At 66.9% G+C, this 13,291-nt stretch carries 13 protein-coding genes and 1 tRNA gene; 6 read left to right on the forward strand and 8 right to left on the reverse strand.

The window, feature by feature from the left end:
- Positions 1 to 116: IS3 family transposase (locus AC1DEL_RS15505; protein ID WP_441592170.1), on the forward strand; the 116-nt coding region annotated here is incomplete at its 5' end.
- Between the two features lie 68 nt (positions 117 to 184).
- Here the strand turns inward: AC1DEL_RS15505 and cobA are convergent.
- From cobA to AC1DEL_RS15540, 7 genes are read right to left on the reverse strand one after another with little or no spacing between them, the layout of a single operon-like run.
- Positions 185 to 973: a uroporphyrinogen-III C-methyltransferase gene (gene cobA, locus AC1DEL_RS15510; RefSeq protein WP_477159112.1), complete on the reverse strand. Its 789-nt coding sequence runs from the start codon at positions 971 to 973 to the stop codon at positions 185 to 187.
- A gap of 39 nt (positions 974 to 1,012) precedes the next feature.
- A complete protein-coding gene (locus AC1DEL_RS15515) occupies positions 1,013 to 2,317 on the reverse strand; it encodes a sulfate adenylyltransferase subunit 1 (protein ID WP_092300768.1) in 1,305 nt (434 codons plus the stop codon).
- Between the two features lie 23 nt (positions 2,318 to 2,340).
- Positions 2,341 to 3,300 (reverse strand): sulfate adenylyltransferase subunit CysD, encoded by a 960-nt coding sequence (gene cysD / locus AC1DEL_RS15520; protein ID WP_092300771.1) that lies wholly within the window; start codon positions 3,298 to 3,300, stop codon positions 2,341 to 2,343.
- Positions 3,301 to 3,326: 26 nt separating this feature from the next.
- A complete protein-coding gene (locus AC1DEL_RS15525) occupies positions 3,327 to 4,133 on the reverse strand; it encodes a phosphoadenylyl-sulfate reductase (RefSeq protein ID WP_441645624.1) in 807 nt (268 codons plus the stop codon).
- On the reverse strand, positions 4,130 to 4,705 hold the full coding sequence (locus AC1DEL_RS15530) for a DUF934 domain-containing protein (protein ID WP_092300777.1): 576 nt from the start codon (positions 4,703 to 4,705) through the stop codon (positions 4,130 to 4,132). The genes AC1DEL_RS15525 and AC1DEL_RS15530 overlap by 4 nt, the downstream gene beginning before the upstream one ends.
- 20 nt (positions 4,706 to 4,725) lie before the next feature.
- Positions 4,726 to 6,408, reverse strand: coding sequence for a nitrite/sulfite reductase (locus AC1DEL_RS15535; protein ID WP_477125999.1), 1,683 nt, complete (start codon positions 6,406 to 6,408; stop codon positions 4,726 to 4,728).
- Positions 6,409 to 6,439: 31 nt separating this feature from the next.
- Positions 6,440 to 7,213, reverse strand: coding sequence for a sulfite exporter TauE/SafE family protein (locus tag AC1DEL_RS15540; RefSeq protein WP_092300783.1), 774 nt, complete (start codon positions 7,211 to 7,213; stop codon positions 6,440 to 6,442).
- Between the two features lie 172 nt (positions 7,214 to 7,385).
- Between AC1DEL_RS15540 and AC1DEL_RS15545 the strand changes: the two genes are divergently transcribed.
- The 4 genes from AC1DEL_RS15545 (at position 7,386) to AC1DEL_RS15560 (ending at position 12,093) form a co-directional block, all read left to right on the forward strand.
- Positions 7,386 to 8,327, forward strand: coding sequence for a CysB family HTH-type transcriptional regulator (locus tag AC1DEL_RS15545; protein ID WP_092300786.1), 942 nt, complete (start codon positions 7,386 to 7,388; stop codon positions 8,325 to 8,327).
- 54 nt (positions 8,328 to 8,381) lie between these two features.
- Positions 8,382 to 9,530 carry a methyltransferase gene (locus AC1DEL_RS15550; protein ID WP_092300789.1) on the forward strand — a complete coding sequence of 383 codons (1,149 nt, stop codon included), beginning with the start codon at positions 8,382 to 8,384 and terminating at the stop codon, positions 9,528 to 9,530.
- A 113-nt stretch (positions 9,531 to 9,643) separates the two neighbouring features.
- Positions 9,644 to 11,077, forward strand: coding sequence for a DUF1996 domain-containing protein (locus tag AC1DEL_RS15555; protein ID WP_477125998.1), 1,434 nt, complete (start codon positions 9,644 to 9,646; stop codon positions 11,075 to 11,077).
- A gap of 125 nt (positions 11,078 to 11,202) precedes the next feature.
- Entirely contained in the window at positions 11,203 to 12,093 is an 891-nt protein-coding gene (locus AC1DEL_RS15560; RefSeq protein WP_477108653.1) for an NAD(P)-dependent oxidoreductase, read from the forward strand.
- Positions 12,094 to 12,106: 13 nt separating this feature from the next.
- Here AC1DEL_RS15560 and AC1DEL_RS15565 read toward each other — a convergent pair whose 3' ends face one another.
- Positions 12,107 to 13,024 carry an alpha/beta hydrolase gene (locus tag AC1DEL_RS15565; protein WP_441592364.1) on the reverse strand — a complete coding sequence of 306 codons (918 nt, stop codon included), beginning with the start codon at positions 13,022 to 13,024 and terminating at the stop codon, positions 12,107 to 12,109.
- A 163-nt stretch (positions 13,025 to 13,187) separates the two neighbouring features.
- Here AC1DEL_RS15565 and AC1DEL_RS15570 point away from each other — a divergent pair.
- Positions 13,188 to 13,272 (forward strand) — tRNA-Leu (locus tag AC1DEL_RS15570).
- The last annotated feature ends 19 nt before the right edge of the window (positions 13,273 to 13,291 follow it).

A 13,291-nucleotide genomic window follows, 5' to 3' on the forward strand; every position in this document is an offset into this window, starting at 1 on the left:
AGCAACTGCAGGATGGACTGCGCCAATACATTCACTACTACAATCATGACCGCATCAAGCTCAAACTAAAAGGGCTGAGTCCCGTGCAATACAGGACTCAGCCCTTTCCGGCCTAGCCATCAACCGTCCAACTTCTGGGGGTCAGTTCATCGCTCTGGCTTTTTCATACGCCTCCCGCCAAGACTCAGGCGGCGCGCTCGTGATGGGGTTCGTCCGCCCCAGCCTCTTCCACGGATTCCGTCGCCCGATCCGCCAGTGCCTCGCCGATCATCAGCAGGCTCGGCTGCACGGGGTCCATCCATGCCGCAGCCTCCCCGGCCGCCATCTGGCGCAGCGTGAACTGGTGGCTGYGCTGCTTCGGGGTGGTGGCCGCTTCCACGACCCATGCGGGCGTCGTGGCGGGCTTGCCGTGGGCGATCAGCTGTGCGGCGATGTTGGCCGCCTGGTCGCGCCCCATGTAATAGACGATGGTGTCGGCGCGGACGTCGGCTTCCACGTCCACCGCATCGGCCGCCTTGGCCTGGGTGGCGAAGGCCACGCTGCGGGAGACGCCGCGCTTGGTCAGCGGCTTGCGGATGGCCGAGGCGGCCGCCAGCGCTGCCGTGATGCCCGGCACCACCTCATACTCGATGCCTGCCGCTTCCAGCGCCTGGAGTTCCTCGTCGGCGCGGCCGAACAGCATCGGGTCGCCACCCTTGAGGCGCACCACGCGCTCGTACTTAGTGGCCAGGTCCACGATCTGGCGATTGATGAACAGCTGTGCGGTGCTGCGCTGCCCGCAGCGCTTGCCCACCTCCACGAGTTGCGCCTGGGGGCACCAGGCCAGCATCTCGGGCGACACCAGCGCGTCGTGCAGCACCACCTGGGCCTCGCCCAGCAGGCGTGCACCACGCACCGTAATGAGGTCGGCCGCACCGGGGCCTGCACCAATCAGGGTCACGCGTCCGGTCCGTTTGTCTTGATGCGGGGTCATCTCGCTCACTGTTCTACTTGCCGTCTGACGATGTCGATGTCAGCTATACGCACGGATCATGCCCGCCGCCACCGTGTGGTTGGTCGCTTCGTCGATCAGCACGAACGCGCCCGTCGCCGGATTATCGCCGTAGACATCGCACACGATCGGCTTCTGCAGCGACAACTGCACCGAACCGATGTCGTTCAGGCGGATGTCATGGCGGCCGGTCTCGTGCGACAGCGTGTGCACGTCCAGCACGCGATCCACCGCCGACACGCGCGCGAACACGCTGGCCGTGGTGTGCTTGAGCACGTACTTGCGCGACGGATTCAGCGATTCGTCGTCGAACCAGCACAGGTCGGCCTGCAGCTTCTTGGCCGAGACCGAGGCGGCGTCGGCGGCGACGAACATGTCACCGCGTGATACATCGACGTCTTCCGACAGGCGCACCGTCACGGTGTCGCCCGCGTTGGCCGAGTCGGCGGCGCCGTTCGGCGTCAGCACTTCGGCCACCACGGCGTCGCGGTTGGCCGGCAGCACGCGCAGCTTCTGGCCCACGCGCACGGTGCCCGCTTCCACGCGGCCGGCGTAGCCCCGGAAATCGTCCGACTGGGCGCCGTCCTGGCGGATCACCAGCTGCACCGGGAAGCGCAGCGCGGCGTCGCCCTCGGGGGCCGGCTCCTCGACTGGGAGGGCCTCCAGCAGCGGCAGCAGCGGCTCGCCCGAGTACCACGGCATCGCGTCGCTGGCGTGGACGATGTTGTCACCACGAAGCGCCGACACCGGCACATATCGCACATCTTTCAGGCCCAGTTGCGCGGCCAGTTCGGTGTACGCGGTACGGATCTCGTTGAAACGCTGCTCGTCGTACTCGATCAGATCCATCTTGTTGATGGCGACGATCACGTGCTGGATCTCCAGCAGCTTCAGGATGGCCGAGTGGCGCTTGGTCTGGGCCAGCAGTTCGGCACGGCCGCCCTGCACGGTCACGCGCGTGGCGTCCACCAGCACGATGGCGGCGTGCGCCGTGCTGGCGCCGGTCACCATGTTGCGGGTGTACTGCTCGTGCCCCGGCGTGTCGGCGATGATGAACTTGCGGCGCGCCGTGGAGAAGTAGCGGTAGGCCACGTCGATGGTGATGCCCTGCTCGCGCTCGGCTTCCAGGCCATCGGTCAGCAGCGAGAAGTCGATCTGTTCGCCGGCGGTGCGCTTGTTCTTGGCGTTGGCCAGCGCGGTCAGCTGGTCGGACAGCACGGCCTTGCTGTCATACAGCAGGCGGCCGATCAGCGTGCTCTTGCCGTCGTCCACGGAACCCGCGGTGATAAAGCGCAGCAGGCCCTGGTGAGATGCTTGTCTAGTCATGATGTGTGGTCCTTGGCTGCGGCTTAGAAGTAGCCTTCCTTCTTGCGGCGCTCCATCGACGCCTCGCTGGTCTGGTCGTCCATCCGGGTGGCGCCGCGCTCGGTGATCTCGGTCACCGCGGTCTCGGCGATGATGTCCACCGGGTTGGCGGCCGTGCTGGCCACCGGGCAGGTGCAGGAGATGTCGCCCACGGTCCGGAAGCGTACCGACAGCACCTCGCTCACATCGCCGTCCTGCTTGGGCGTGATCGGCGTCACTGGCACCAGCAGGCCGTTCTTGCGCACCACTTCGCGCTCGTGCGCATAGTAGATCGGCGGCAGGGCCAGGTTTTCCCGGGCGATGTACTGCCACACATCCAGCTCGGTCCAGTTCGAGATCGGGAACACGCGCATCTGCTCGCCCGAGGCCATGCGGGCGTTGTACAGGCTCCACAGCTCGGGGCGCTGGGCCTTGGGGTCCCACTGGCCGAACTCGTCGCGGAACGAGAAGATCCGTTCCTTGGCGCGGGCCTTCTCTTCGTCGCGGCGGGCGCCGCCCATCAGCGCGTCGTACTTGTGCGCCTCGATGGTTTCCAGCAGCGTCACGGCCTGCGCCGCGTTGCGCGAGTCGGTTTCCTTGCGCAGGCGCACCGTGCCGCGCTTGATCGAATCCTCGACATGGCCCACCACCAGGCGCGCGCCCAGTTCCGCCACGCGCTGGTCGCGGAAGGCGATCACTTCCGGGTAGTTATGGCCGGTGTCGATGTGCACCAGCGGGAACGGCAGTTCCACCTTGCGGTCGCCCAGGCGGAAGGCCTTCAGCGCCAGGTGCAGCATGACGATCGAATCCTTGCCGCCGGAGAACAGCAGCGCCGGGTTGCGGCACTCGGCCACCACTTCACGGATGATGTAGATCGACTCGGCTTCCAGCCGGTCGAGGTGGTCGTTCTGGACCTGGAGCAGGTGTTCAACCCCTGCTTCTGCGATGTCGTTCATGATGCCCATGTCGTTCTCGGCCTCGATTCAATACTTCAATGCTTGATGTTCTGCTCGTGGAGCCCGCACTCTTTCGAGTCCTTGCTCTCCCACCACCAACGTCCTGCGCGGACGTCTTCGCCAGCCTTCACAGCGCGCGTACACGGCTCGCAGCCGATGCTCGGGTAGCCCTTGGCATGCAGCGCGTTCACCGGCACGTTGTGGCGCACCAGATAGGCCCAGACCTCGGCCTCGGTCCAGTCGGCCAGCGGATTGAATTTGGGGATGTCGCGCGCTTCGTCCAGCTCCTCGAACGGCAGCTCGGCACGCGTGACGGCCTGCTCGCGGCGCTGGCCGGTCATCCAGGCATCGGCGTGGGACAGCGCGCGGTTCAGCGGCTCCACCTTGCGGATGCCGCAGCAGCTCTTGCGCAGGTCCACGCTGTCGTAGAACGCGTTCAGGCCGTGGTTCTTCAGGTAGTTCTCCACCGCTTCCGGGTCCGGCGTGAACTGCTCGATGGCGTAGCCGTAGTGCGTGTGCACCTGATCCAGCACGGCCAGCGTCTCGGCGTGCAGGCGGCCCGTGTTCAGCGTGAACACGCGGATGCCGGCGCGCACGGCGTCACCGCCACGCAGGATGGCATCGGTCAGGACCATGTCCTCGGCAGCCAGGCTGGTGGCGAAGCGGGCGCGGAAGAAGCGGCCCGCAATCTCGGCCAGCCGCTCGGCCAGCGCGCGTTCCTTGGCTTCCAGCGCCTCCACCGTGCCCGTGTAGACCGGCTGGGTCCACAGCGCGGGCGGGCGCAGGCCGGACACCGGCGCGCCCAGCTCCACCACGGGGATGTCGGAGATCACTGCGCTCATGCGGCGCCCCGGGCGGTCACTTCCGCACGGTTGCGGCGGAACAGCGGCAGCGGCTCGTCCACCGATGCCTGATAGGCCACCGTGAACTCGGTGAAGCCCTTGATGGCGTCGTCGATGTTCTTGTCGGCGCGCACCGCGAAGGCGTCGAAGCCGCAGCGCTTCATGAAGTTGAGCTGGTCGCGCAGCACGTCGCCGATGGCGCGGAGCTGGCCGTCCCAGTGGTAACGGGTGCGCAGCAGGTAGGCCGACGAGAAACCGCGGCCATCGCGGAACACCGGGAAATCGACGGCGACCAGCGACACGCGGTCGAAGAGCGCCTCGGCATCGCCCGGCTCGTCTTCAGGAGCCAGCCACACGCCGGTGATGGCCTTGTCGCGGCCGGCCAGCAGCGCTGCGTGCGCCTTCCACACCGACAGCGGGAACAGCACGGCGTCCGTGCCCTGCGCGGCGGCGGCCACGCGGGCGTCGTCCAGCGGCTCGGTCTCGGTGGCGCGCAGCACGGTCCAGTCGTCCTCGACGATCACGGGGCGGAGGTCGGCGGCGTCGCGTTGCAGTTGAATAATCTTTGCCATGTTCAGTCTCTCCGGGGTCGTCAGGCTTCGGCGCGCTCTTCGCGCTGCTTGTCGGCGTACACACGTTCCTTGAACGGGGCGATGCCGATGCGGGCGAACGTGTCGATGAAGCGCTCGTCCTCGACGCGGTGCGCGACGAAGGTTTCGATGATGCGGCTCACCACGTCGGGCATTTCCTCGGCGCTGAACGACGGGCCGATGACCTTGCCCAGCGCGGTGTTGTTGCCCTGGGCGCCGCCGAGCGTCACCTGGTACCACTCGGAACCGTCCTTGTCCACGCCCAGCACGCCGATGTTGCCCACGTGGTGGTGACCGCAGGCGTTGATGCAGCCGGAGATGTTCAGCGAGATCTCGCCCAGGTCGTACACGAAGTCGAGGTTGTCGAAGCGCTCCTGGATGCCCAGCGCGATCGGGATCGACTTGGCATTCGCCAGCGAGCAGAAATCGCCGCCCGGGCAGGCGATGATGTCGGTCAGCAGGCCGATGTTGGCCGTCGCCAGGCCGGCCTGCTTCGCTTCCTGCCAGAGGGCGAAAAGGTCATGCTTCTTGACGTCCGGCAGCACCAGGTTCTGCTCGTGCGCCACGCGCAGCTCGCCAAACCCGTAGCGGTCGGCCAGGTCGGCCACGGCTTCCATCTGCTTGTCCGTGGCATCGCCCGGGGGCGAGACGGGGCCCGGCTTGGTGGAGAGCGTCACGGCGGCATAGCCCGGCACCTTGTGGGCGTGCACGCTGCGGCTGACCCAGCGCGCGAACGCCTTGTCCTCGAGCAGGTGCTTCTCGTAGCCGGCGTCGGTGTCGGCCAGCTTCTCGTAGGCCGGCGGAGTGAAGTACTGCGCCACGCGGGCGAACTCGTCCTGCGTGATGGTGCCCGGGCCGTCCTTGCTGTGCTGCCACTCTTCCTCGACCTCGGCGGCGAACTTCTCGGCGCCGATGGCCTTCACGAGGATCTTGATACGCGCCTTGTACTTGTTGTCGCGGCGACCGTAGCGGTTGTACACGCGAATCGCCGACTCCACGTAGGTCAGCAGATGCTGCCACGGCAGGTCGTCCTTGATGATCGTGCCCAGGATCGGCGTGCGGCCCAGGCCGCCACCGGCCAGGATGCGCAGGCGCGTCTCGCCGGCGGCGTTCCGGTAGGCGTAGATGCCGATGTCGTGCACCTGCACCACGGCGCGGTCGTTGGCGGAGGCCGAGATCGCGATCTTGAACTTGCGCGGCAGGAAGGCGAATTCTGGCTGGAAGGTGCTCCACTGCCGCAGCAGTTCGGCCAGCACGCGCGGGTCCACGGTCTCGTCCGGCGTCACGCCGGCGAAGTGGTCGGTCGTGATGTTGCGCACGCAGTTGCCCGAGGTCTGGATGCCGTGCATCTCCACGCTGGCGAGGTCGGCCAGCACGTCCGGCACGCGCTCGAGGTCCATCCAGTTGTACTGGATGTTCTGGCGCGTGGAGAAGTGGCCGTAGCCACGGTCGTACTCGCGCGCGATATGTGCCAGCATGCGCATCTGCTTCGACGCCAGCAGGCCGTACGGAATGGCCACGCGCAGCATGTAGGCATGGCGCTGCATGTACAGGCCGTTCTGCAGCCGCAGCGGCAGGAATTCCTCTTCGGTCAGTTCGTCGGAGAGGCGGCGGCGCACCTGGTCACGGAACTGGGCAACGCGCTCTTGGACGATGCGCTGGTCGTATTGATCGTACTGATACATGGTGTGGGTCCGTTCAGTATTCGTTGAATGCTTAGGAAACGAGCTTGATGGCGACCAGCGTGAGCGTGGTGGCCAGGGCGGCGCGCACGAGCCGCTCGGGCAGCGCCCGGGACAGTTGCGCGCCCAGCCAGATGCCGGGGATCGAGCCCACCAGCAGCGCCAGCAACAAATTCCAGTCGACGGTGCCGAGCCACACGTGGCCCAGCCCGGCCACCGCCGTGAGCGGCACGGCGTAGGCGATATCGGTGCCAGCCACTTCGGCCGGCTTCATATGGGGGTACAGCAACAGGATCAGCGTGGCGCCAACCGCGCCGGCGCCGATCGACGACACCGTGACGAGCACGCCGATCACGGCGCCCACCACCACGGTCGCCACCACCTGGCGGCGGCCTTCCAGCTGGAAACGCGGGTTGCGTTCGAGCCAGGCCAGCATCTGCTTGCGGAACAGCAGCGACAATACGGTCAGCAGCACCGACACGCCGATCATCAGCCGAATCCCGTGCAGCCAGCGCGCGTCCAGCTCGCCGGCGCTCTTGAGTACGAGGATGGCGACCAGTGCGGCGGGCAGGCTGCCGATGCAGAGGCGGCGCACCACCTGCCATTGCACGTGGCCATGGGCGCGGTGCGCGATGGTGCCGAAGCCCTTGGTGATCGAAGCGAACGCGAGGTCGGTACCCACCGCCGTGGCCGGCGAGAAGCCGAACAGCAGGGTCAGCAGCGGCGTCATGAGCGAACCCCCGCCTACCCCGGTCAGGCCGACCAAGATACCTACCAGCAGACCGGAAGCGGTATACGCAAGGGACATTCGGGGGGTTCTCAACAATGCCTTTTCCGTCACTTCCGCGCTTCGCCGGGGTTCAGGCTGGGCGCGGACGCAATACGGGCAGGCCGTTATTTAACAAAGTTCGAAAATCGTAATAAACTGGCCTCATATCTCAAACTAATAAGAAGTTGTTTGTTTATACGCACCGAGTTATATGAACCTGCACCAGTTCCGCTTCGTGCGCGAGGCCGTCCGTCAGAACTACAACCTGACCGAAGCCGCAAAAGCGCTATATACGTCACAACCTGGCGTCTCCAAGGCCATCATCGAGCTGGAGGAGGAGCTGGGCGTCGATATTTTCACGCGGCACGGCAAGCGCATCCGCAGCCTGACCGAGCCGGGGCGCCGCATCCTGACCTCCGTGGAGAAGATCCTGCAGGAGGTGGAGAGCCTGAAGCGGGTAGGCAAGGACTACGCTGCCCAGGATCAAGGCAACTTCACCATCGCCACCACGCACACCCAGGCGCGCTATGCCCTGCCGCGCGTGATCGGCGAGTTCACCAAGCGCTACCCCAAGGTGCGGCTGTCGATCCAGCAGGGCAACCCCTCGCAGATCGCGGACATGATCCTGCACGACCAGGCCGACATCGGTATCGCCACCGAGGGCATCTCGGGGGACAAGGGCCTGGTGTCGCTGCCCGGCTACCAGTGGTCGCATACGGTCATCACGCCGCCCGACCATCCCTTGCTGGAAAAGAAGCACATCGCGCTCGAGGACATCGCAAGTTACCCATTGATCACTTACGATCCGAATTTCGCGGGCCGCCCCAAGATTGACAAGGCATTCGCCTTGCGCCAGTTGGAGCCGGATATCATCCTCGAGGCCATCGACGCAGACGTGATCAAGACCTATGTCGAGATCGGCCTGGGCATTGGTATCGTGGCCGGTGTGGCGTTCGATGCCGAGCGCGACCGCAACCTGCGCGGCATCCCGGTCGGCCACCTGTTCGGCACCAATGTGACCCATCTGGCCGTCAAACAGGGCGCGTATCTGCGCAGCTTCGTCTATACCTTCATCGAATTGTTCTCGCCCACCCTGAACCGCAAGCTCGTGGAACAGGCGATGTCGGGCGATCACGAGGCCTATGAGCTGTAATCGGCACATTTAAGATTGCCTGCCGATGTGGCGCACGCCTCCCTCTATATAGATATGTCTGACTCCTCCTCCCTCCCCACCATCCACTGGACCGAAGACGGCGCCGAGCGCAGCGCGCTGTGGCGCTCCGAGGCCGGCCTGCCGCCGCCAAAGCGCGTGGTGATTGCCGATGACCAGACGCCCGCCGACACGGCGTTCCGGCTGGCCAGCGAAGGCGTGGCCCTGCTCTGGCGCGGCGACTTCCAGAACGCGCGCCAGCTGCTCCAGGCCATGGCCCGCCGCACCGACCGCAAGCCCAAGCGCGCGCCCAAGCCGCCGGCCAACATGACCGAGGCGTTCCACAAGCACCGGCTGGCGCAGTCGCAACGCGCGCGCACGCTGGGCATGCTGCTGCTGCCGTTCGACGCCGGCCACGTGGTGCCGCTGCGCCGCGCGCCCGAGGTGGCTGAGGCCTGCACGCAGGTCTACGGCCCGGCCACGGCGCCCTATGTGGCCTCGATGCGCGAACTGCTCGGCCTGATCGGCGCCTACGAGTGGCGCAAGAAGGGCGTCGAGATCCCGGTGCTGGGCGAACGGATTCACCCGTGGTACGGCGTGTTCTCGCCGGTGCGGGGCGAATACCTCGACCTCGTCGCCAAGGAAGCGCTGCCCTCGGACAAGCTCGCCTTCGACATCGGCACCGGCACCGGCGTGCTGGCGGCCCTGCTGGCGCAGCGCGGCGTGCGCCGCGTGGTGGCCACGGACCAGGACCCGCGCGCGCTGCAATGCGCCCGCGACAACCTCGGCCGGCTGGGTCTGACCCATCAGGTGGAAGTGGTCGAGGCCGACCTCTTCCCGGCTGGCCGCGCCCCGCTGGTGGTCTGCAACCCGCCCTGGGTGCCCGCGCGACCGAGTTCGCCGGTCGAGCATGCCGTGTTCGATCCCGAGAGCCGCATGCTGCGCGGCTTCCTCGCCGGCCTTGCCGAGCATCTGGAGCCGGCCGGCCAGGGCTGGCTGCTGCTCTCCGACTTCGCCGAGCATCTGGGCCTGCGCACGCGCGAGGAACTGCTGGGCTGGATCGAAGACGCCGGGCTGAAGGTGCTGGGCCGCTCCGACATCCGCCCGCGCCATCCCAAGGCGAGTGATCCGGACGATCCGCTGCACCAGGCCCGCAAGGCCGAGGTGACCTCGCTGTGGCGCCTCGCGGCCTCGCAAAAACTTTGATTATTCAAGTGCATCAAGAACAAGGAGATTGAGACGATTCGTTGCGTCCGTCGTCGCTAGAATCGGCCGCGCCTGATCCTGTCAGGCAGCCATTCCGACAACCACGACGACCGATGCACGCTTCCTGTCTCAAAACCCTTGTGCTGGCGGGCGGTCTGGCCGCCAGCTTCTCCGCAATGGCGCAGGGCACCCTGCGCGACGGCCGCGCCAATGCGCTCTGCCTGTACTCGCACACGCTGGCGGACGACCCCATCGTTCACCCGAAGCGGCCGGGCACGGCGATGCGGCATGACTTCTTCGGCAACACGGCGGCAGACGCCTACACCACGGGCGCCGACCTGCTGGCAAAGTCCGGCACCACCTGCGAGAACGCTGCGGACACCAGCTCGTACTGGGCCCCCTCGCTGAAGCTGCCCGACGGCACGATCGTGCCGCCCACCTACAAGAAGACCTACTACTCGAACGTGGCGGTGCCCAGTTCCAACCGCTACCCGGTCAGTGTCATGCCAACCGGCCTGCAAATGCTGGCCGGCAACCACGCCGGCACGCAGCCCAACCCGCGCATCTCGTTCCTGTGCACCGGCAGCCGCAGGGGCTACACCAACACCATCCCGACTGACTGCGTGCCCGATCCGGTGAAGGGGACGCAACTCAACATCGGCATCAGCTTCCCCACCTGCTGGGACGGCATCAACCTGAATCCGACGCTGCGCTCCCATCACGGCGGCTACAACAACATGGCCTATGCCGACCAGAGCGGCGCCTGCCCGGTCGGCTATCCGGTGCGCGTGCCGCACCTGAGCATCAATCTCGCCTATGCGCTGGGCCAGGTGCGCGATCTCACGCATGCGCAGCTCTCGAAGGACCCGACGCTGAACGCCCATGGCAAGGTGTCCCAGGAGAACTGGGGTCCCCTGTATTCGGGGCATGCCGACTTCTTCAATGGCTGGCAGCCCAAGGCCATGCACTATCTGACCGAACAATGCCTCAACAAGGAACGCGCCTGCGCGCGGGAGATTCCGTACGACTACAACGCGCCCGAGGCTAACGCGATGGTCAGCGGCGGCGATGACGTCCACACGACATTCGGCCGCGACGTGAAACTGGCCACGCAGGCGGCGCAAGGCGCCACGCCGCCGCTGAGCTTCTACATGAAGTTCCAGATCCCTGAAGGCGCGCAGGCCCTGCCCGCCCGCTTCAAGCCCGAGTACCGGATCATGCTCCATGGCGGCAACGTCACCGGCACGGCGGCCGATATCCTGCAGGTCTTCGTCACCGACACAGCGTGGAACGAAGACACCCTGACCATGGCCAACGCGCCAGCGTGCGGCGGCCGGTTCGTCGGACGGCTTCACCTCAACCATGTGCAGCAATCTCGGCAGATCGATGTCAGCGCGGCGGTGGCCAACGCACTCGCGGCTGGCCAAAAGACGATCTCGTTCTGCGTGAAGGCCGTGCGCCCCGGCCATGCGTTCGCCTTCAGCAGCAAGGAAGGGCCCAACAGCCCCCTGCTAATCCTGCGCGCCATCCAACAACTGCCGTTCTGAGCCCCTGCCCCGGAGCCCGCGCAGGCCCCTGCGTGGCGCCGTGCGGCATCCTCGGCTATCCTCGCCATGTGTCGCCCAAGCCGGCGGCACATGGCTTTTTTTACGATGGGGATAAGGAACCGCGGATGACCACCCTTGCATTTATTGGCCTTGGCGCGATGGGCGCGCCGATGGTCGGCCACCTGATTGCTGGCGGCCACACGGTACGGGCCTTCGTACGCCGCCCGGAGGCCGCCGACGCGGCCCGCCAGCTCGGCGCGGAACCGTGCTTCACGCCGGCTGACGCCGCACGCGGAGCGGCCGTGGTGTTCACCAACGTCACCTCGTCGGAAGACGTGCGCACGGTGCTGCTCGGCAAGGATGGCGTGATCGAGGGCGCCGCGCCCGGCACGATCTGCGTCGATCACAGCACAATCTCGCCGATCGTCACGCGCGAGATTGCCCAGTCGCTGGCGGCGCGCGGCATCCACGCGCTCGACTGCCCGGTGTCGGGCGGCACGACCGGCGCGCAGGCCGCCACGCTGACCATCATGGTCGGCGGCAAGGCCGAGCACCTGGAGACCGTGCGGCCGCTGCTGAACCTGATTGGCAAGTCGATCACGCATATCGGCGACCACGGCGCGGGCCAGGTCGCCAAGCTGTGCAACCAGATCGCCCAGGTGGTGAATATCGAGGGCATCGCCGAGGCCATGCGCTTTGCCGCCGCGCAGGATGTGGACACCGGCAAGGTGTTCCAGGCGATCTCCACGGGCTTTGCGGGCAGCCGCATGCTCGATCTGCTGGGGCCGAAGATGGTGGCGCGCGACTTCGCCGCCGGCATCGAATCGCGGCTGCATGCCAAGGATTTCGGGCTGGCGCAGGACATCGCCAACCAGATCGGGCTGGACCTGCCCGCGATGCGCGTCACCTCGGCCCAGCTCGACCAGATGATGGCAAACGGCTGGGGACGCGACGACACGTCGTCGCTGCTGCGCCTGCTGGAACACAAGCAGGCGCCGGACTCGGACGCGTCCTAAAGCCTGCCCTCCCCTACATCCCGCCGATCATCGCCAGCAGCGCGCGCAGCATCGGGCTGCCGTCGCGCGCCAGGTCGTCCATCGCGTTGAAATGATGGCGGCCCGGCAGCGGGATGTCCTCGCGCGCGTTGTCCGGCCAGGCGGCGCGGATCAGCGCGTTCTGGCGGTGATATTCGCTTGATTCGATCTCGCCCACCGCCGTCAGCAACGGCGCGCGCGTGGCGGGCGGCAGGAAGGCCGGCGAAAGGCGCACGACATCTGACTCGGTCAGACGCAGGTCCACCTGAAGGAAGTCGGCGCGGCGCAGCGGTTCGAGGTCGTACAGGCCGCTGATCGACAGACCGCCCCGGATCAGGCCCACCGGCAGGTCTGCGCCCACCTGCGGCCACAGCGCCGCCATCAGCATGGTCACCAGATGCCCGCCCACCGAATGCCCGGCCGCGAAGATGCGGTCGCGATCATGGCCGAGCGCATCGCCCTGCCGGTACAGCCACGCCACGCTCTGCACCACCTGCCGGACGATGGTTTCCACCGTGACCGCCGGGCACAGCGAATAGTTGATGATCGCCACCGACACGCCGCGCCGGGGCAGCAGGCTGGCCACGAAGCTGTGGTCGCGCTTGTCGAGCGCGCGGAAGTAGCCGCCGTGGACGAACACCAGCAGCGGCGGACGGGTGCCGGCGGGCACGCCCGTGGCGGGGAAATAGTCGAGGCGCTCGTCGTCGGCATGGGGCGACGCCGGGTCGCCATAGGGCAGGTTCTCGAGGTACGACGCCGCGGCAGCCCGCACCAGCGCCGAATCGGCAGCCCAGCGGGCCATGTGCGTGGCGTTGTCCGGCACCCGGGCGCGGTTGTTATAGGCGTGCGCGTAGAACGCGGGGTCCTGGGATGGCAACTCGGCAAGGCTGGCCAGGGACGGCTGGTCTGACATGTCACGGTGCTCCGATGGGGACGCCGCGACGAGGACGGGGGCGAAGCGGGCGGCGCTGCGCGCTATGCTACCGCAAGCCCGGGGCGGTTGTTCGGCGGGGCGATTTSCGGCATAATCCGCGGTTCATCGCCGCGCGATGCCCGTCCGGGTATCGCCGCCCAATGCCCGGGTGGTGAAACAGGTAGACGCAGGGGACTCAAAATCCCCCGCCGCAAGGCGTGTCGGTTCGAGTCCGACCCCGGGCACCATCCCCCGCACCGCGAGTGC

This window comes from Cupriavidus sp. 10L43_2 (assembly GCF_056395265.1).